A 19,163-nucleotide genomic window follows, 5' to 3' on the forward strand; every position below is an offset into this window, starting at 1 on the left:
CAACTATCCCATCGCTGGGCGGCGAGCGCCAGACCGGCTAACGGCTGGTCGCGAGCAGCGCCAGCAGTTCCGCCATCACCGTCGCGCCGAGGAGGGAGGTGATCTGCCCTGGTCCCTCATACATCGGGCTGATTTCGACAACGTCGCAGCCGACGAGGTTGATGTCGTGCATGGCGCGAAGAAGCTGGAGGGATTCGCGTGCGCTCGGGCCGCCGCATTCCGGGGTCTCCACCCCCGGCGCATAGGCCGGATCGACGAAATCCATGTCGAAGGTGATGAAAGCCGGCTTGCCGGCGGTGCGGGTGGCGATGCGATCCGCCAGCGCCTGAATGCCCATTTCGAACATCTGATCCGTCGTCACGACCTCGTAACCGAGATCGAGGGACTGCGTGATGTCGCTCTCCCGGAACAGGGAGCCGCGCAGGCCGATCTGGATGGAGTGATGCGGATCGACGATGTTTTCTTCAACCGCCCGGCGGAAGGGCGTGCCGGCGCTGTAGCGCTGCTCGGCGAAGTATTTGTCCCAGGTGTCGCTGTGGGAATCGAACTGGATCAGCGCGACGGGACCGTGCTTGGCTGCAACCGCGCGCAGCTCTGCGAGCGTGACCGAGTGGTCGCCGCCGATACCGCAAGGCACGATGCCAGCCTTGACGAGCGCGGCGACAGATTGCTCGATCCGTTCCAGCGACTGGATTTCATAGCCGGGAACGGTGTTGCAATCCCCGACATCGGCAATCTTCAGTTTTTCAAAAACATTGATATTGCCGCGATAGGGATTGATCGGCCGCAGCATGATCGACATCTGGCGGACGGCATTGGGCGCGAAGCGCGCGCCGGTGCGGAAGGGCGCGCCGGAATCGGACGGAATGCCGATGATGGCCGCGTCCAGGCCTTCCAGCGTTGTGGCCTGCGGCAATCGCATGAAGGTCGGGATGCCGCAGAAGCGCGGTGTTTCCAGGGAATTGACGGGAAGCACGGACATGGAGGGTTCTCTCAGTAGCCGAGGGCGTGATCGACGGTATTGAGCAGACTTTCGCCCGCGAGATCGCGGCGGATATTGTCGGCGATCATCACGGCGGCGGTATGCGGCTGGGTCAGCGCGCCGACATGCGGTGTCACGGTCACGCGTTCATGAGCCCAGAAGGGGTGTTCCTGCGCCAGCGGTTCCTGCACGAAGACGTCCAGCGTTGCATGGGCGATCTGGCCGCTGTCCAGTGCGGCGAGAAGGTCATTCTCAACCACATGGGGTCCGCGTCCAACATTGATAAGGAAACTGCCGCGCGGCATGGCGGCGAAGGCGGCCGCATTGAGAATGCCCCTGGTCTCCGGGGTCAGTGGCAGCAGGCAGACCAGAATATCGGTTTCGGCCAGGAAGGCAGGCAGTTGTTCCAGTCCGGCGAAGCAGCGCAGGCCGGCGTCGCTGCGTGGGCGTCGCGACCAGATGCCGACATTGAAGCCGAAGGAACGCAGGCGGTCGGCGCAGAGCGCGCCCATCTCGCCATAGCCCAGGATACCGACACGGCGTTCATGTGCCATTGGCACATCCAGCGCGCGCCAAAGACGCTCGCGCTGGAAGGCCGCGAATTCCGGCATGCGGCGGTGATAATGCAGAACCTGCATGGCGACGAAGATCGCCATATCGGCACCAAGGGAGGGGTCGACCATGCGGATCAACGGCACGTCGCGTGGGAGCTCCGGATTGGCCAGAAGCTTGTCGACGCCCGCGCCGAGTGAGAAGACAGCGCGCAGGCTAGTAAGTTGTGTGAACAACACAGAAGGTGGATGCCAGACGAAGGCATAAGTAACCTCGGCAGGATTGCCGATATCGGGCCAAACGCGGATTTCGACATCGGGCAAGCTCTCGGCGAAGGCTTTTACCCAAGGCTCAGCCGGCACGGTGGGGCAGACATAGAGAAGAACGGATTTTGACATTTCAGGCGCGCAAGAAGCTGGGGAAGGGGGCAATGGTGCAGCCGGCCGTTTCGAGCGCGCCGCGCAGGGAGGATGCCATTGCAACGGCATGGGCATTATCGCCATGCACGCAGATGGTATCGATGGAAACGGGCAGGCGCTTGCCAGTGACGGTGGTAATGGCGCCGTCATCGAGCATGGACAGGATGCGCTTGGTCGCGAAATCAGCATCCTCGATCACCGCACCCGGCTTTTTGCGCGAGGTCAGATTGCCGTCATCATCATAGGTACGGTCGGCATAGATTTCGCGTGCCACGAGCAGCCCTTCGGCGAGTCCGGCCTTCTCAAGCGCCAGCCCCGGCATCACGACCAGGATAAGGTCGCGGTCTACCGCGCGGGTGGCCCGTGCGACAGCGCGTGCCAGATCGGGATCGACCATCGCCATATTGCCGAGCGAGCCATGGGTTTTGACATGGGCAAGGCGCAGACCGACGGATTGGGCCAAAGCGGCTGCCGCACCGATCTGATAGATGACCATCTTCTCGATATCCTCGGGACGATCACCCTGGATAGGGCGGCGGCCGAAACCCCAGAGGTCGAGGAAGCTCGGATGCGCACCGATGCTGACGCCCCGCTGTCCGGCGGCGACCATTGTATTGTGCATCACCAACGGGTCGCCGGCATGAAAGCCGCAGGCGATATTGGCTGAGGTGACGATATCCAGCATCGCCTCGTCATTGCCCATGGTCCAGGCGCCGAAGCTTTCGCCGAGGTCGGAATTGAGGTCCAGTTTCATGCCATGTCTTTCCTTGCCCAGGACGATGGAGCCGAGGCCCTGGTTGTAATATCGGCCTCGGCTCTGTTCAAAGACTCAGGCGGCCAGGCGGCGATGCAGCCGTGCGAGCAGGCTGTCGAGCTCGGCATGATCTGCGGTTGTCAGACCAGGGCCGGGATGGCGCAGGTTGGAACAGCGGATGGCGCCACGGCGGCGCAGGATTTCCTTGCGCACGGCAAGGCCGAAGGCCGGCTGCTGTTCGTGGCGCAGAACCGGCAGATAGGCGTCGAACAGGTCTTCCGCACCTTCCACGTCGCCCGCGAAGAATTTGGCGCAGACCTGAACCAGCATTTCGGGATAGGCAAAGCCGGTCATCGCGCCGTCGGCGCCGCGCCGCAATTCCTGCGGCAGATAGAGCCCGCCATTGCCGACGAGGATGGAGACGCGGCGCCGCCCTTCCTTGGCCGCACGCTCCCGCAGCTTGGTGATCTTGGGCAGGCCCGGGCATTCCTCATGCTTCAGCATGACGAAGTTCGAGAATTCATCGATCAGGCGATTGAGCACGGAGACCGAGGTCACCACCGTCGTCGTCTGCGGATAGTCCTGATAGCAGACCGGGATATCCGGTCCGAGCTGCGCCAGCAGATGCGCCCAATAGCCATAGACCTGATCATCGGTCTTGAGGCCGGGTACCGGCGCGATCATGAGGCCTGCGGCGCCCATATCCATGGCCTGTTTCGCGAAGCTGACCAGATTGTCGGTGCCGGGCGCGCTGGCGCCGACCACGATCTGGGCACGTCCGTCGACCCGGCGCAGAACCTGCGTCATGACGTCGTTGCGCTCGACGGCGGAGAGCTTCTGCACCTCTCCCAGCACGCCCAGGATGGTAATGCCGTCGACGCCGCTTTCGAGATAGAAATCGACGAGGCTGTCGATGCTGCCCGTATCGACAGCGCCTCTCTCATCGAAAGGGGTGGGAGAGATGATGAAGACGCCGCGCGTCGTCTCACTGATATGGCTTTTGCCCATGGGATTAATCCGTTGATGCGGCATAGTTGAACATAGGGGTGCGCTGAGATGCGGAATTTTGGCCTCCTGTGAGAGGCGCAAACTCTATCTGAAGCGAGGATGGCTTATGATGAAGCGGCGGTAGCGATCAAACTCTAGATTGTATTCGATAGTTAAATTGGTACAATGAATGGCCGACCTTGACCACCCCTTTTATGGACGACCATGACGTCTGATCAGACCGACGCACGCCTGTCGCCGCCGGGCAAGGTGAAGACCGCCAGTGGGGCCGCGCTCGAAAACGGGCAGGCGCCGCTGATCCGGCGTCTGCTCAGCTATATCGTGACCGAAGACCTGCCAGCGGGTGCCCATCTGACGGAACAGGGGCTGGCGGATGCGCTTCAGGTTTCCAGAACCCCGGTGCGTCGCGCGCTGATGGATCTGCATGCGGAGGGCTTGGTCGAAAAACATGCCCATCGCGGCTATTTTCTGACGCGTCCGGCCCGCGCGCTTTTCGTGGCCAGCCTCGATTTCCCGGCTTTCGACGAAGACACCCTCTTCGAGCGCGTGGCGACCGACCATCTGCGCGGGACGCTGCCCAAGACCTTTTCCGAGCAGGACGTCATTGCGGAATACGGCGTCAGTGCGCGGCTGGCCCGCCGTGTGATTGAGACCTTGAGCGAAGAACGCGTCATCGTCTCGGGCAAGAGCGGTGCTTGGGAATTCAACCCTTTCCTGCTGACCAATGACGCGAGCCTGGCAAGCTATGCCTACCGACTGGCGACGGAGCCGCAGATTCCCTTGCTACCGACTTTCGCTGTCAGGCGGGATCTGATCAGGGCTTGCCGGGATGAGCATATCCGGCTGCTCAGCCTGCCGGCGCAGGAGCGGACGGCGCGGCTCGCCTTCAAGGTCGATGCCGGTTTTCATGAAACCGTGGCGCTTTGCGGGGGTAATCCGTTCTTCCATTCCGGGGTGACGCAGCACAACCGCCTGCGTCAACTTCTGGAATACCGCGACGCTCCGGATGAGGGGCGGGTGTTAGTCTGGCTAAAAGAGCATCTCGACATCATGGAGGCCGTGGTCGTGGGTGACTTGGCGGAGGCCTCAGCGCTCATGCGCAAGCATTTGACGAACGCCATGCGCCATCGCCAGGACGATCCGTTGCTGACGGCCTCGCGCCATCGGTGAGCAAGGACTGCCTAAGGATCGGGCAGAATGATCAGGATGTGATCTTGTATTGAAATGTTGACTAAATACAATTCACACGGCTAGACCTTGTGAGGGCCGATGGGCCGCTTTCGATAGTCCCACGCCCGGCCCGCGAGGGCCGCTCCGCAGAGAGGCTGATGATGACGACTGCTTCGCAAATCGGTCCCGGCATGGTTCCAGCCGCGCATGGCAAGGCCGTGCATGTGGCGCGGGGGCAGAGCATCAGGATCATCAGCCTGCATGGTACCCAGGTTGTGGATACCTGGGCCTTCAATGCCGATGACCCCAGCGAATTCATGTCGATGGACCACACCCGGTCGGTCAACAGCCGCATTACCGTGGCAGTGGGCGATTCCTGCATGTCGAACCGCCGCCGGCCGATGCTTCATGTTACCGAAGATACGTCACCCGGCATTCATGACACGCTGCTCTGCCCCTGCAACCGCCAGCTCTACGAGCAGCTTGGCTGCACCGGCTATCATCGCAACTGCGAAGATAATATGCATGAAGGACTGGCCGATGCCGGTCTTGCGGTGCCTTTCACGCCGGCGGCGCTCAATATTTTCATGAACGTGCCCGTGCATGCCGACCGCACATTGTCGCGGCTTGTGCCGGAAACGAAGCCGGGTGACTTTATCCGGTTGCGCGCGGAAATGGATGTGTTTGTCGTGATGTCGTCCTGTCCTCAGGACATCACGACGATCAACGGTGACAAGACGCCGCGTGAGGTTCACTACGTCGTCGAAGAGTGACGCGACAAGGTCTTCCGGCTTGGCGTGGTCCTTGCAAAACCTGCCGATAGCAGGCTGCACGGTCGTTTATCTCGCCGATCCGGCGCTTCCTGAAAAAGCCTGAATTTACCGAAATCAGAGGATTTGAGACCATGATCAGAAAGTGCCGTTTTGCGGCAATGCTCGCCTTCTCCGCGATGATGTCGACGGCAGCCCTCGTGCAGGCTCAGGCGGCGGATCTGCTGTCCACTCTCAACAGCACGCATGTGCTGACGATCGGCACGTCCAACGACGCGCCGCTGGCTTATATCGATCCGCAGACCAAGGCAGCCGTCGGCGCTTTGCCGGATCTGCTGCGTGCGGCTTTGCCGCTCATGGGCGTCAAGGCTGACGTTCGTGCCGTCGCCATGCCGTTCAGCAGCCTGATCCCCGCGTTGCAGGCTGGCCGCATCGACATGATCGGTGACGGCATCTATGCGACGGCCAAGCGCCGCCAGGTGATCGATTTCACCAGCAACACCTTCTACAATCCGGAAGCGCTGGACGTTGCCAAGGGCAATCCGGACAATCTGCATCAGCTCTCAGACCTCTGCGGCCATAGCGCCGGCACCTATGAAGGCACGACCTATGTCGACCAGCTGAAGCAGGCGAGCGCGGCTTGCCCGGCCGGCAAGCCGATCGACATTCATCTTTACCCCACCATTCAGAACGTCTTCGCCGATCTGACGGCGGGCCGTTTGAATGCCGGCGTCGTGGACAGCAGCCTGTCGGCCTATGCGCTGAAGCAGAACCCGGCGCTGAGCTTCGAACTGGTGGCCGACTATAAGCCGGCCGACAAGGCAGGGTCCGCCTGCGCCTTCGGTGTGACCAAGGGCAATGATGCCTTCCTGGCCGGCTTCAGCAAAGCCTATGCGACGATGCTGGCTGATGGCACGGCAGCCAAGATCTTCACCAAATGGGGCCTGACGCCGACCAGCTTCTTCCTCTCGCTGTAATAGACGACAAATCGTGCGTTCCACGGAGGTTTCGGCACAGTGCTAAGCGATTTAAGAAGCTGGGCGCCCGAGCTGTTGACAGGCCTGCGCCTGACGGTCGGCATGACGTTCGGCGGCATGGCGATAGCCCTGGTGCTGGGGCTGATCCTGGCATTGGGGCGGATCAGCCATAGTCTTTGGCTGCGTGCTCCTGTCGTCGCCTTCGTGGAACTCATTCGCGGTTCGCCGCTCTTGTTGCAGCTGTTCTATATCTACTACGTGCTGCCGGTTTTCGGTTTGAGGATGACGCCGGTCGAAGCCGGCCTGCTGGGCCTGGGCATCAATTATGGTGCCTATCTCAGCGAGGTTTTTCGTGGCGGCATCGCGGCAGTGAGCCAGGGCCAGCGCGAGGCGGCCGAATCTCTCGGCATGTCCGGCGCACAGACCATGCGCTTTGTCATTTTGCCGCAGGCCTGGCGCATCGTCATTCCGCCGACGGGCAATTATTTCGTCTCGCTGTTCAAGGATACCGCTCTGGTCTCGACGATTTCGATTGCCGAGCTCATGTTCCAGGGGCAGCTCATCGCATCGGACACGTTCCGCTATATGCGGATCTATTCGGTCATCTTCGTGATCTATGTCGCGATCAGCGTGCCCGCCAGCATGGGCGTGCGTTGGCTTGAGCGGCGGTCCAACCGCTCGCTCGCGTCGCGGTGACGCCATGCAGGATCGGGTAAAAACCATGCGACCGATTATCGAGGTCAAGGATCTCAGCAAATCCTACGGTTCCGTCCGCGTGCTGCACGATGTCAATCTGACGGTCGGCACGGGTGAGGTGGTTGTCATTATTGGTGCCAGCGGGTCCGGCAAATCGACGCTCATCCGCTGCATCAACGGGCTGGAGCGCTTCGGCGCCGGGTCGATCGATGTGGACGGGTTTTCGCTGGCGCCGTCGGAAGGTAAAAGCCGCCGCAATATGGCCGAGCTGAAAGACATCCGCCGCGAGGTCGGCATGGTCTTTCAGCAATTCAACCTGTTTCCGCATAAGACGGTGCTGGAGAATGTGACGCTAGCACCGATCCAGGTACGGAAATGGGATAAGGCAAAAGCCGAGGCCACGGCACGCCGTCTGCTGGAACGCGTCGGCTTGCAGGACCATACCCACAAATATCCCGGCCAGCTGTCCGGTGGCCAGCAGCAGCGTGTCGCGATTGCGCGGTCGCTGGCGATGGAGCCGCGCGTCATGCTGTTCGACGAGCCGACCTCGGCGCTGGACCCGGAAATGGTCAGTGAAGTGTTGGAGGTGATGCGCGGCCTGGCACGCGAAGGCATGACGATGATCGTCGTCACGCATGAGATGGGCTTTGCGCGCGAGGTTGCTGATCGCGTCGTCTATATCGATCACGGCCGCGTGCTGGAGGTGGCTCCCCCGGCCGAGCTTTTCGACAATCCGCAGCAGGAACGCACCAAGACCTTTCTCTCCCGCGTGCTCAAGCACTAGGCGTTGACCGGTCTCCGATCCCGGCGGCATTGACAGTCTGCCCTGCGGCCGCAGGATCGGGTGGCAAGGGAATGAAAGTATGACGGCAGAATGATGTATCCCGAACCCCGCTTCCTGGATGCCGGCGAAGCCGCGCTGGTGATCGAATTCGGTCGCGAGGTGGACCCTGCCGCCAATGACACGGTGCTGGCTCTGGACGCGGCCCTGACGGCAGGACAGATAGCCGGCCTAGTCGAACTGGTACCGACCTACCGGTCGCTGATGGTCCATTACGACCCGCTTGTGCTTGACCGCGCCAATCTTGTCGCGCAGGTGCGGCAGGCCTTGGCGATACCGGCCGGCAGCATGGCTGCGCCACAGACCTGGGCTCTCCCCTGCTGCTATAATCTGCCCTATGGCGAGGATCTGGACGAGGCGGCAGGCGTTCTGGGCCTGACGCGGGACAGGGCTATCGCGCTCCATATCGCCGGCCGCTACCGTGTTTATATGTATGGGTTCGCGCCGGGCTACGCCTATCTTGGCGGTTTGGCGCCGGAGCTTGCGATCTCCCGCCGCCCGACGCCGCGCCCGCCGCATCCCGCAGGCGCGGTCATGATCGGCGGCGGGCTGTGCGGTGTGGCGACTTTCCCGATGCCGACCGGCTGGTATGTGATGGGCCGCACGCCCGTGCGTCTCTACGCGCCGGCGCGGGAGGAAGCCTTCCTGATCCAGCCCGGCGACATTTTGCGATTCGATCCAGTTGATATAGCAACGTTTGATGCGCTGGAGGCCCGGGCGGCGGCAGGCGAGACGATTGCGCAGAAGGTCGCAGCCTGATGGAACCGGTATTGCGCGTGTTGATGGCCGGTCCCGGTGTCACCTTGCAGGATGGTGGGCGGCAGGGCTATCTGCGCTTCGGCGTCACCCCGGCGGGCCCGATGGACCCGCTGGCCTTCGCAACTGCCAATCGCGCGCTCGGCAATGCGCCGGGCAGTACGGCGATCGAGGTTGGGCTGGGCGGTGTGGAATTCACGGTCGAAAATGCAGCCCTCACGGTTGCCATCGCGGGCGGCCATTTCACGATTACGTTGGATGGCCGTCGTCTTCCGCCCGCCTTGCTGCTGCGCTTGGATGTCGGGTCCAAGGTCAAGATCACGGCCGGCCCTGCGGGTGCCTGGTGTTACGTGGCGCTTGCCGGCCGATTGCAGGTCGCGCCCATGCTGGGCTCGACCGCGACCCATACGCGGTCAGGTTTCGGCGGCCTGGATGGCCGTGCGCTGAGGGCAGGCGACGGTCTTGGCATCGCCGAGCCGCGTAGGCTGGACGCGGCATCCGGCATTCTGGAAGCGCCCTGGCTGGATCGGCCCAGTGAGGTCATTCGCGTCCTGCTGGGTCCGCAGGATGATTATTTCGCGCCGGACCAGATCGAAGCCTTCCTCGCAGGGCCTTGGACGCTGTCGACCAAGGGCGACCGCATGGCCTATTTCCTGGAAGGGCCGAGACTGACACATGCGGAAGGCTTCAACATCGTCTCGGACGGTGTTGCCATGGGCGCCATCCAGGTGCCGGGCGAGGGACAGCCGATTGTGCTGATGGCCGATCGCCAGCCGACGGGCGGCTATCCCAAAATCGCGACCGTTATCGGGGTCGATCTCGGACGGCTGGCTCAGGCGCGGGCCGGGACAAGCTTCCGCTTTGCGTCTGTAACGATTGCTGATGCGGTGGCCGCACGGCGCGCGGAGATGGAGCGGCTGGAAAGCACCATCCCTATCGCGCCGCTGCGGCGCACAGAATTTTCTTCCCAGTTCTTGCTGGGGCTGAACCTGACCGATGGCGGTCCGGACGTTCCGGATTCGGCTGTGACGGTGGAAAAGCGGCATGCGGCGGGCAAGCTGACGGCCCAGGAGCGGCTGGACGTGCTCTTCGACGATGCGCAATGGGAGCCGCTTCAGGATGCGGCTCCTTCAGCTTTGATTTTGGCCAAGGGTCATGTGGATGGCAGACAGATTTATGCCGTGTCGCGTGATACCGCGGTTCGCCAGGGCGCGTTTTTTGCAAATGAGATGCGGGCCTTGGCTGGTCTGATTGAGCGGGCAGCGGCGGAGAGCGTGCCGCTGGTTCTGTTCTTTGACGGCCGGGCAATCGCGCCGGGCGAGGATGCAGAAACCCTGGCCGCCATGGTCGCGTTGCAAGCGGCTTTCCGCCCAAGTGCCGCTCCGCGTCTCGCAGTGGTTCTGGGGGCCAGCACGGGGTTGGATGCGCTTGTGGCGAGCATGGCGGATTTCATGATCGTCGCCACCGATCAGGGGTTTGTCGCCAGTGGCGGCCCTGATCTGGTGCAGGCCGTTACCAATGAGATTCTGTCTGGCGCCGAAATCGGCGGGGCGCTGATCCATGCCGCTGCGGGCGGCATGGTGGACCTTGTGCCGCATGACATTGCGGCGCTGGCGCGGGTGCGGGATCTGCTCGATATGCTGCCGGATGACGGGACGATGCCCGCTGGCGACGCAGGCCGTGACGCGCCGCGCCTGGATCGGCTGGTGCCGCTTGGGCTGACGGAGACCTACGACGTTCGGGACATTCTTGCGGCTGTGGCAGATGACGGCAGATTTATGGAAATCGCCGCCGAAGGTGCGGCCAATCTTGTCACGGGTTTCATGCGCATTGGCGGCGAAACACTGGGCGTGCTGGCCAATCAGCCGGCGGTTCTCGGCGGTGTATTGGATGTGCCCGCATTCGCCAAGGCCACGCGCTTTGTGGAGCGTTGCGCCGCACTCTCCATCCCGCTGCTGACGATTGTGGATTGCCCGGGCTTGATGCCTGGCCCTGCGCAGGAGAAGGCTGGCTTGCTCTACCATGCAGCGGCTCTGTCCCGCGCTTTGGCGCTATTCGCGCCACCGCGCGTCACGCTGCTGACACGCAATCTGCCCGCTTCCGTCGCGGCGCTGATGGGCATCGGCCAGGGCAAGACCTATCGCTGGGCTTCGGCCAGGCCACAAATCGGCGAGACGATTCCCCCGCCCGACACCAGACGCTGGCTTCTGGCAGGGCTGGGCCGATGAGCAGGATGTTCAGCAAAATTCTGATCGCTAATCGCGGCGAGATCGCCTGCCGGGTGATTAAAACCGCGCGGCGCATGGGTATCGCCACCGTCGCGGTCTATTCCGAAGCGGATCGGGACGCGCTGCATGTCCGCATGGCGGATGAGGCGGTTGCCATCGGCCCGGCACCGGCAAGCCAATCCTATCTCTCGGTCGAGACCATCATTGCCGCCTGCCGACAGACCGGCGCCGAGGCGGTGCATCCCGGCTATGGCTTTCTGTCCGAGCGTGCGGCGTTCGTGGAAGCGCTTCAGGCGGCCGGCATTACCTTCATTGGCCCCAATGCGGCGGCGATCGGCGCCATGGGCGATAAGATCGAGTCCAAGAAAGCGGCGGCAGCCGCCGGTGTCAGGACGGTGCCGGGTTTTCTCGGCGTGATCGAAAGCCCAGCTCATGCCGCCGAGATTGCGGACGGCATCGGCTATCCCGTCATGATCAAGGCGTCCGCTGGTGGCGGCGGCAAAGGCATGCGTATTGCGCGGTCAGCCGCCGAAGTGGAAGAGGGTTTTGCGCGCGCAAAGTCGGAAGCGGCCGCGTCCTTTGGGGATGATCGGGTCTTCATCGAGAAGTTCATCGAAAATCCAAGGCATATCGAAATTCAGGTTCTGGGCGATAAGCACGGCACTGTCATCCATCTGGGGGAGCGCGAATGCTCTATCCAGCGTCGCCATCAGAAAGTTCTGGAAGAGGCGCCGTCACCTTTGCTGGATGACGCGACGCGGGCGGAGATGGGTGCGCAGGCCATCGCCCTGGCGCAGGCTGTCGCCTATGATTCCGCCGGCACGGTGGAATTTGTGGCCGGGCAGGACCGCAGCTTCTATTTCCTGGAAATGAATACGCGCCTACAGGTCGAGCATCCGGTGACCGAACTCGTCACCGGCATCGATATCGTGGAGGAAATGATCCGCATCGCGGCCGGCGAGCGCCTGCGCATCGCGCAATCGGATATGACGCTGAATGGCTGGGCTGTCGAAGCGCGCATCTATGCCGAGGATCCGGCGCGCGGCTTTCAACCCTCCACCGGTCGTGTGCTGCCGTTCCTGCCGCCGGAAGAAGGCGCCGTCGATGGTGTAACGGTTCGGGTCGATACCGGCCTCGTCGAAGGCGATACGGTCTCGGTCTATTACGATCCGATGATCGCGAAACTAATCACCCACGCGCCGACGCGGGCTGAAGCCATTGCGGCTCAGGCCGACGCGCTGGATCGCTTCGCCATCGGCGGCATTCGGCACAATCTGGCATTCCTGTCCCAGTTGATGGGCCTTGACCGGTGGCGGACAGGGCAGCTTTCGACAGGGCTGATCGCCGAGGAATTCGGTGAGACGATCCCGGAACCCGCGCCTGCGGGCGCGCTGGCGCGGACAATGGTCGCGATCTTGGCCGCCAATTGCCATCGGTTGGACGTGGCGCGGCGGGGCCGGCCGGGTCGGCTGCCGGTCGCTGGGCCGCAGGCGCGTGTCGTTGTCACAGGGGCATCGGCATGGCGCGTGACGACGACGGGAACCGACCTTGTCACGGTCACCTTCGAGGACGGTGGGGCGCTTTCGGTTGAAAGTGACTGGTGGGCGCCCGCACCCATCTGGTCCGGCCGCGTTGGCGGCCAGGCAATCAGCTTGCAGATCACGCCCAGCGGTGCCGGGTGGACACTGCGCCATGCCGGTGCCGTCGCGACATTGGCGGTTTGGGCGCCGCGCGCCTGGGATCTTTTCCCCATTATGCCGCAGGCGGTTGAGGATGATGCGGATACTGTCCTGCGCGCGCCTATGCCCGGTCTGCTCACCAAGCTTTTGGTGCAGAAGGGCGATGAGGTCGCTGAAAGCCAGCCCTTGGCCGTGATCGAGGCGATGAAGATGGAGACAGTCCTGACCTGCCGAAAGGCCGGTCTGGTGACCGAAGTCTATCCGAAGGTCGGTGAGACGCTGGCGGTTGATGCCCCTATCTTGAAAGTGGTTTGAGACGGCGCGCTGCCCGCGCCATAGAATCGCTCTGCACAGGGAGCGGTGGCGATGGCAGCGAAACTTAAAGAGAAAATCGATCTGCCGGTGTCACAGGTCCGGCGCTATCTGGAGCCTGGGCCGATCGTTTTGGTCTCCTCCGCTCATGCGGGCAGCCGTAATATCATGACCATGGGCTGGCACACGGTCATGGAGTTTACACCTTCGCTCATCGGTTGCATCATCGCCGGTGGCAACCATAGTTTTGATCTGATACGGGCCAGCCGAGAATGCGTGATCAATCTGCCGACCACTGCATTGACGGATGAGGTTGTCGGTATCGGCAATACGAGCGGTGCCGAGATCGACAAGTTTGCGCATTTTGGGCTGACACCTCTGCCGGCGCAGCGGGTCAAGGCCCCGCTGATCGGGGAGTGTCACGCGCATTTTGAGTGCCGGCTGGCCGATGGCGCCCTGGTCGATCAATACAACTTCTTCATTTTCGAAGTCGTTGCGGCGCAAATTGCAAAGTCGCCAAAGCAACCCGAAACACTGCATTATACTGGCGATGGTGTTTTTATGGTGTCCGGCAAGACCATCAGCCGGCGGTCACTGTTACAGCCGGGCATGCTTTAGGAAAAATGAGGTCTCGAACGGCCAGTGCGCCGGATCGCTGCTTTGCCGCCGATGCCGGGCCGTTCTTAAGACCTAAGCAAATTTCACTAGAAAAGACATGACGATTTCCTGATTTTCTTTGTCATTGGATAAGTTGCTTGCGGCCCCAGTTGAGACGAGACGTCACTGTGACGCGAGGAGACCAAGGTGAAACACATCCTACTGGCGGCGATGGCCTCTGCCGCAATCGGTGTCACCACGATGGCGGCTTTTGCGGCAGATACAGTCTCTGCTGCTGACCGGACCTTTATCGCGGCCGTCAGCCAGGGGGGCATGTTTGAAGTGGCCGCTGGTCAGGCGGGAGCCAAGCTGGGAATGACGCAGGATATTCGGGACCAGGGTGCCACCGAAGCGCATGATCATGCGCTGGTCGGGGCCAAACTGAAGGACATCGCGGCGGCCGCCGGCGTTTCCTTCCCCGATACCCTGAACACCCAGTTTCAGCAGGAGCTGGATGCCCTCACATCCTTGTCCGGGCGAGCCTTCGACACGCGGTATTTGAGTGACATGAAGGCGATCCATGCCAAGGATGGCGCGGCCTTCGCGCAGGAAGCGAAAACCGGCACAGACCCCAAATTGCGGGCCTTCGCGGCCGAGACGCACCGGATCGTTTTGCGTCATATCGGAGAACTGGACGCTGTCGGACCTTGATCGCGCCCAGGCCGGGCATAAGATCAGCCGGCGACAAAGGTTGAGACAAAGCGCGCGGTGAAGAAGCAAATGCTTCCCAAACCCTGGATGAAGGGCATAATTTGCAGATAGATAGGCCAACCAGGAGTTCGGGATTTGACGCTAGCCTCGCCAATGCCAGTCGTCATTTTGTCCCACGGTTTTGGGACGGACCAAACGGCCTGGTCGGCCATTCGCCCTTGGCTGGAAAGCCGCTTTCGCGTGATCTCATACGATCTCGCGGGGGCTGGGCCGGATGGCGCCAAGACGTTTGATTTCCGCCGCCATGGCACGCTTTTCGGTTTCGCCGACGATCTTCTCAACCTGCTCGCCAGTCAACAAATCGAGCGTTGCATCTATATCGGCCATTCGGTCAGCGGCATGATCGGCGCGGCGGCGGCCGTGGCCGAACCGGATGCTTTTGCCAAGCTCATCATGATCGGCGCTTCGCCGCGCTACCTGAATGACACCGACTATCATGGTGGGTTCGAGCAATCTGATCTTGATTCCGTCTTTGACGGTATGGCGACCAATTTCCAGGCCTGGGGCGCAGGGTTTGCCCCGGCTGTCGTCGGGGTGCCGGATAACAAGGCTATCGACGAATTCTCTCGCACCCTGTTCCAGATCCGGCCGGATATCGCGCTCGCCACCGCGCGCACCATTTTTCAGTCGGATATGCGGGCGGTGGCTAAGCGTTTGGAGCGGCAGACCCATATCCTGCAGACGGCGCGCGACCTGGCTGTGCCGCAGGAAGTTGCCACTTGGCTGCACAAAGCGATCGACGGTTCCACCATCGATATTCTCAACGCTGAAGGGCATCTGCCGCATATGACAGCGCCGGATGAAGTCATCAGCGTGCTGGAACGCCGCCTCGCGCCCATCATGGGCAATGCCTGACCCATGGCGATGCAGAATGCCGAGCGAGAGGTCACGGGCCTTGGCGCGTTGACCAGTTTTGCGCGTATGGCGGCGGGCGCTGATTTCGCTCTCGCCTTCCAGGCCGGTGCCGATGGGCTGGCCGTGCCTTTGGCCTCCGATCCTGGGCCGCTACCGCAGCCTTTCGCCCTTGGGCGCGCCCGGCTTGAGACGATCGACTGGTCCGACGGTCCGCGGGATGTGTCTGGCCTCGCCGTGCCGAGCGCCATTCTCTTGGCTTTCGACCGGCCAGCGCAGCAGGTGTTGTTCGTTGCATGTCCCTTTGCCGAGGAACAGCGAAGCGGCGTGCTGCTCGTCTGGCTCGCGAATGGGGCCCGCGTTTGTGAATGTCCTTTCCGTGAGACGATCGGCAGCAGCGTCCATCTGCTCCAGGCGGCTTTCGGGCAGATGATGGCCAGTCAGCATGATATTCTGGATCGCAAATTGGCCAGCGACCGATTTCATGATCTGTTCGAAACAGTTCCGACCGGCATCGTCGTGCTGGACGGCGATACGACGACGGCCCTGGTGAACCAGCGGGCGGCGGCCTTGCTCGACGTGCCAGCCGGGGAGACCGATGCCAGCCAGGTCGGCGCTCAGATGCGCGGTCTGCGCGATCGCTGCCATAACCACGACTCGCTGGCGGCCGTCTATGCACCGCTGCAACAGGATCTGGGCTATTCCTCGACCACCGTTTGGGCTGGACCCGACCAGCATATCGAAGTTGACACCCATCCCATTCTTGGCCATGGCCGCAATGGCCGTATCTGGCTGTTCCATGACGTCACGGCACGGGAAAGGCTGGAAGAGGAGCTGCGACACAAGGCGGATACCGATGTATTGACGGGCCTCGCCAACCGCCGGCGCTTCTTCGATGTCGCGAATGCTGCCGTGCAGCGGGCCTATGCCGGCAAGGGTGCGGACGGCCGGTTGGCATTGCTGCTGCTCGACATTGATCACTTCAAGTCGATCAACGACCAGCATGGCCATGCGGCCGGCGATGCCGTGCTGCGCGATCTGGCGCCGCGATGCCAGGCCATATTGCGCATGCGGTCGCGCGACATGATTGCGCGTATCGGCGGTGAGGAATTCGCCGTGCTGCTACCCGGCGCAAGCGCCGAGGAAGCCAAAACCGTCGCCGAACGATTGCGGGCGGCTATTTCGGCTGAGCCCACAACCTCTGGCGAGACGCCTATTTCCATTACCATCAGCCTGGGCGGTGCCGCTTTCCAGGCTGAGGACCAGGCGTCCCCACGTAGTCTGGAAGCTCTTTTGAAGCTTGCCGATGACAGGCTGTACCGTGCCAAGCGTGATGGCCGCGATCGCGCCGTTCTGGATTAGAGTCTGTCGGTTTTGTCAGCAGCGCTATCTTCGCTGTCTAAGTCAATTTGATTGTTTGCTGAGCCAAGACCGCAGGCCCTCCAAACTACGAAAGTCGGCCGCGGCGTGGGCATTAAAAGTTGATCTGGCCGCGTTGACCATCGGAGCGAGCGCCGCTCCGGGGCCCAGATCCAAGACCGTATCTACCCCGTATTCAGCGAGAGCCTCTATCGTGCCGGCCCAGTCGATTGGCGTCGCAATCTGCGCGGCCAATCCCTTGATTGCAGAGTCTACCCTGAAAACACGGGATCCATTGCCGCCGGCAAGCAGGATACGACCCTCCTGTGGCATTGCCGGCGCGCTTTCGCGCAAGCGCGCCATGAACGGTAGGACACCACTTTGCAGCAAAGACGTGTGTGCCGCGACATGAACGGCGAGCGGTTCGGCCTTCACGGCGCCGGCCGCCGCGGCAGCCTGACAAAAGCCCGGTACATTGTCCTCTGCCATCCCCAGCACGAAGAGATCGCCTGGGTTGATGATGGCGATCTCGGCCCCGTTCCGGGCCGCAAGCATTTCCACGGCGGAACGTGTCAAACCCCGCACATAGACCAATCGTCCGGGCGTCAGCCCAGCTTCATCCATGATGCAGGCGCGTCGACAGGTAAGGTTGAGGGCCTGCTCCACGCTCCAAATGCCAGCGATGCTCCAGGCTGCCATTTCCCCGACACTATAGCCCGTCACTATAAAATTTTCTGGCAGCATGTCGGCAATCGCCGCGTAAGTGGCCAATGCGGCCGTGACGGATAAAATCTGGTTTCGGCGATTGGAGGACAACGCCTCGGCCGCCATATTCCGCACAAGTTGGCGCGGGTCCTGACCCAACAAGTGGCTCGCGCTTGCGAAAACGGGTGCGGCAGCGGGCGCGTCGGTGGTCACATCGAACATATGCGGCGAGACAAGACCCTGACCGCCACAGAGGAGAGCCAGCATCACGCCTCCAGAGGATCAAGGAAGAGCGCCATTGCCAATAGGTCGGCGGTACCGCCGGGGCTGAGGTTGCGGGCGACGAATGCGGCATGAATGGCTTCGGCGCGCCGGTGCCAATCCGGTGCGGCGATGCCGCCGGCAGCCAGAAAGCCGGTCGCCGCGTCCTGCGCGAAAGCGAGGCCTGTGGCGCCACCGCGATGGAGCAGGTTGGTATCATCCAGCTGTGCGATCAAAGCCATGCAGGCCTGTATTCGCTCGGCTTCGGCATTCTCGGGCGCCATTCGCCGGCCGGCGCGCAAGGCGGGTAGGGCGATGGCGTAAGCCGAGGGGAAGCCTGCAACGGCTTCCGCTCTTGCGCCGCCGACCCGGAAGCGGCGCGCAACGATGGCGCCGTTGCTGGCCATATTCGCCGGCGCATCGGCGATCGCCATGCCCCATCTGAAGGCTACCAGCTCGCCGAGCCGGAGGGTGATGTTACTATGTGCCTGCCGAAGCCCCATGGCAGCGCAAAGCAACCCCAAGCCGAAGATCGCGCCGCGATGCGTATTCACCCCACCGGTCGCGCGCAGCATGGCCTGCTCGGCCACGATGCCAATGCGGCGCAGCTGATCCAGGTCGGCATCTTCAGCCCCGGCCGCCGCAAGATGAGAAAAAAACGGCTCCAGACTTCTCGCGCTCAGGCGCAGGAGGGCAGCATTCATGTCGTGATGCGCACCCTGGTCGCGATGGCTGACCAAGCCGGGCTTTGGATAGGTTTCCAGTTCAGCGACCAGGCAGGCACTTGCCCAGGCACCAAGCGATTCGGACGAGGTTTTGAAGGCCGGGTGCGCAAGCGTAAGGCTCATGATGGTGCACACGCCAGGAACGCGCCCTTGGCCATCAGAACGACCGCTGTGTCATTCTTGACAGCGACATGGTCACACGATGCGTGCAGTTCGCGCCATTGCGCCGCACCAGAAGAACCCTGGACCTCGCCGTCGATCTGCATCGGTGCCGCGCCTGCGATAGCGGCGATGCCATCGAGCAGGCTGCTTGGCTGGGCGGGAAGCTCCCAGAGAAGGTCGAGATCGGAGGCCGGCGAGAGATAGGAAAGACCTGTCAGATAGTGCCAAGCGAGGCTTCCAAAGCAGCGCGTCCCGGCATCAAGCCGCAGCAGAGCCGCGATGGTTCCTTGCCATGCCGCTGGCGCCGTTGCGGCGGCGGCGGCAAGGCGCGGCGGCGGTTGGATGCTCACGATGTCCCGCTCCGGCAAGGTCAGCGCGAGGCGTCTTTTGCCCAGGCCGGGCGGCAAGGGTAGCCCGAGCGGTACCTCACCCGGCGGCTCGTCTTCCAGCGGCCGCCGCAGGACCAGCGGAAAGCCGCGCTCGGCCCAGGCCGCGACCAGCGGTTCCGAGGCAAGATCTGGCCGTCTTGCCAGCAATCCTGCCCAGGCATTCCGGTTTGGGGTCAGCATCCAATGGCGCCGCTGCAT

At 62.5% G+C, this 19,163-nt stretch carries 19 protein-coding genes; 12 read left to right on the forward strand and 7 right to left on the reverse strand.

Annotated elements, in window-relative coordinates; translation table 11 throughout:
- Window positions 1-37 precede the first annotated feature (37 nt).
- The 4 genes from speB to ASILVAE211_RS18130 all read right to left on the reverse strand — a co-directional run bounded on the left by speB (window position 38) and on the right by ASILVAE211_RS18130 (window position 3,715).
- The gene (gene speB, locus ASILVAE211_RS18115) at window positions 38-982 is read right to left on the reverse strand and encodes an agmatinase (protein WP_227322764.1); all 945 of its coding nucleotides are present in this window, start codon (window positions 980-982) and stop codon (window positions 38-40) included.
- Window positions 983-993: 11 nt separating this feature from the next.
- The gene (locus ASILVAE211_RS18120; protein ID WP_227322765.1) at window positions 994-1,932 is read right to left on the reverse strand and encodes a 2-hydroxyacid dehydrogenase; all 939 of its coding nucleotides are present in this window, start codon (window positions 1,930-1,932) and stop codon (window positions 994-996) included.
- A 1-nt stretch (window position 1,933) separates the two neighbouring features.
- Window positions 1,934-2,707: a LamB/YcsF family protein gene (locus ASILVAE211_RS18125; protein WP_227322766.1), complete on the reverse strand. Its 774-nt coding sequence runs from the start codon at window positions 2,705-2,707 to the stop codon at window positions 1,934-1,936.
- A 75-nt stretch (window positions 2,708-2,782) separates the two neighbouring features.
- A complete protein-coding gene (locus tag ASILVAE211_RS18130) occupies window positions 2,783-3,715 on the reverse strand; it encodes a dihydrodipicolinate synthase family protein (RefSeq protein ID WP_227322767.1) in 933 nt (310 codons plus the stop codon).
- Window positions 3,716-3,919: 204 nt separating this feature from the next.
- Here ASILVAE211_RS18130 and ASILVAE211_RS18135 point away from each other — a divergent pair, with 204 nt between their 5' ends.
- The 12 genes from ASILVAE211_RS18135 to ASILVAE211_RS18190 all read left to right on the forward strand — a co-directional run bounded on the left by ASILVAE211_RS18135 (window position 3,920) and on the right by ASILVAE211_RS18190 (window position 16,726).
- On the forward strand, window positions 3,920-4,885 hold the full coding sequence (locus ASILVAE211_RS18135; RefSeq protein WP_227322768.1) for a GntR family transcriptional regulator: 966 nt from the start codon (window positions 3,920-3,922) through the stop codon (window positions 4,883-4,885).
- A gap of 158 nt (window positions 4,886-5,043) precedes the next feature.
- Complete coding sequence (locus ASILVAE211_RS18140) at window positions 5,044-5,658, forward strand: DUF1989 domain-containing protein (RefSeq protein ID WP_227322769.1); 615 nt, start codon at window positions 5,044-5,046, stop codon at window positions 5,656-5,658.
- 131 nt (window positions 5,659-5,789) lie between these two features.
- A complete protein-coding gene (locus ASILVAE211_RS18145; protein ID WP_227322770.1) occupies window positions 5,790-6,632 on the forward strand; it encodes a transporter substrate-binding domain-containing protein in 843 nt (280 codons plus the stop codon).
- A gap of 75 nt (window positions 6,633-6,707) precedes the next feature.
- Window positions 6,708-7,328 carry an ectoine/hydroxyectoine ABC transporter permease subunit EhuD gene (ehuD, locus tag ASILVAE211_RS18150; protein ID WP_456304497.1) on the forward strand — a complete coding sequence of 207 codons (621 nt, stop codon included), beginning with the start codon at window positions 6,708-6,710 and terminating at the stop codon, window positions 7,326-7,328.
- A gap of 25 nt (window positions 7,329-7,353) precedes the next feature.
- Window positions 7,354-8,112: an amino acid ABC transporter ATP-binding protein gene (locus ASILVAE211_RS18155; RefSeq protein WP_264478958.1), complete on the forward strand. Its 759-nt coding sequence runs from the start codon at window positions 7,354-7,356 to the stop codon at window positions 8,110-8,112.
- 90 nt (window positions 8,113-8,202) lie between these two features.
- On the forward strand, window positions 8,203-8,928 hold the full coding sequence (locus ASILVAE211_RS18160; protein WP_227322772.1) for a 5-oxoprolinase subunit B family protein: 726 nt from the start codon (window positions 8,203-8,205) through the stop codon (window positions 8,926-8,928).
- On the forward strand, window positions 8,928-11,153 hold the full coding sequence (locus ASILVAE211_RS18165; RefSeq protein ID WP_227322773.1) for a 5-oxoprolinase/urea amidolyase family protein: 2,226 nt from the start codon (window positions 8,928-8,930) through the stop codon (window positions 11,151-11,153). The genes ASILVAE211_RS18160 and ASILVAE211_RS18165 overlap by 1 nt, the downstream gene beginning before the upstream one ends.
- Entirely contained in the window at window positions 11,150-13,147 is a 1,998-nt protein-coding gene (locus ASILVAE211_RS18170; protein ID WP_319799597.1) for an acetyl/propionyl/methylcrotonyl-CoA carboxylase subunit alpha, read from the forward strand. The genes ASILVAE211_RS18165 and ASILVAE211_RS18170 overlap by 4 nt, the downstream gene beginning before the upstream one ends.
- Before the next feature lie 51 nt (window positions 13,148-13,198).
- Window positions 13,199-13,762: a flavin reductase family protein gene (locus ASILVAE211_RS18175; RefSeq protein ID WP_227322774.1), complete on the forward strand. Its 564-nt coding sequence runs from the start codon at window positions 13,199-13,201 to the stop codon at window positions 13,760-13,762.
- A 186-nt stretch (window positions 13,763-13,948) separates the two neighbouring features.
- Window positions 13,949-14,452 carry a DUF4142 domain-containing protein gene (locus ASILVAE211_RS18180; protein WP_227322775.1) on the forward strand — a complete coding sequence of 168 codons (504 nt, stop codon included), beginning with the start codon at window positions 13,949-13,951 and terminating at the stop codon, window positions 14,450-14,452.
- 135 nt (window positions 14,453-14,587) lie between these two features.
- Window positions 14,588-15,367, forward strand: a complete 780-nt coding sequence (locus tag ASILVAE211_RS18185) for an alpha/beta fold hydrolase (protein ID WP_227322776.1) — start codon at window positions 14,588-14,590, stop codon at window positions 15,365-15,367.
- 3 nt (window positions 15,368-15,370) lie between these two features.
- Window positions 15,371-16,726, forward strand: a complete 1,356-nt coding sequence (locus ASILVAE211_RS18190; protein ID WP_227322777.1) for a sensor domain-containing diguanylate cyclase — start codon at window positions 15,371-15,373, stop codon at window positions 16,724-16,726.
- A gap of 42 nt (window positions 16,727-16,768) precedes the next feature.
- On the opposite strand, the gene ASILVAE211_RS18195 is transcribed toward ASILVAE211_RS18190, so the two are convergent.
- From ASILVAE211_RS18195 to mdcG, 3 genes are read right to left on the reverse strand one after another with little or no spacing between them, the layout of a single operon-like run.
- Complete coding sequence (locus ASILVAE211_RS18195; RefSeq protein WP_227322778.1) at window positions 16,769-17,695, reverse strand: ACP S-malonyltransferase; 927 nt, start codon at window positions 17,693-17,695, stop codon at window positions 16,769-16,771.
- Window positions 17,695-18,537 carry a triphosphoribosyl-dephospho-CoA synthase MdcB gene (gene mdcB, locus ASILVAE211_RS18200; RefSeq protein ID WP_227322779.1) on the reverse strand — a complete coding sequence of 281 codons (843 nt, stop codon included), beginning with the start codon at window positions 18,535-18,537 and terminating at the stop codon, window positions 17,695-17,697. Before mdcB ends, ASILVAE211_RS18195 begins: the two co-directional genes overlap by 1 nt.
- Window positions 18,534-19,163: a malonate decarboxylase holo-[acyl-carrier-protein] synthase gene (gene mdcG / locus ASILVAE211_RS18205; RefSeq protein ID WP_227322780.1), complete on the reverse strand. Its 630-nt coding sequence runs from the start codon at window positions 19,161-19,163 to the stop codon at window positions 18,534-18,536. The genes mdcB and mdcG overlap by 4 nt, the downstream gene beginning before the upstream one ends.

The sequence above is a fragment of the Acidisoma silvae genome (assembly GCF_020618775.1).
GTDB lineage: Bacteria > Pseudomonadota > Alphaproteobacteria > Acetobacterales > Acetobacteraceae > Acidisoma > Acidisoma silvae.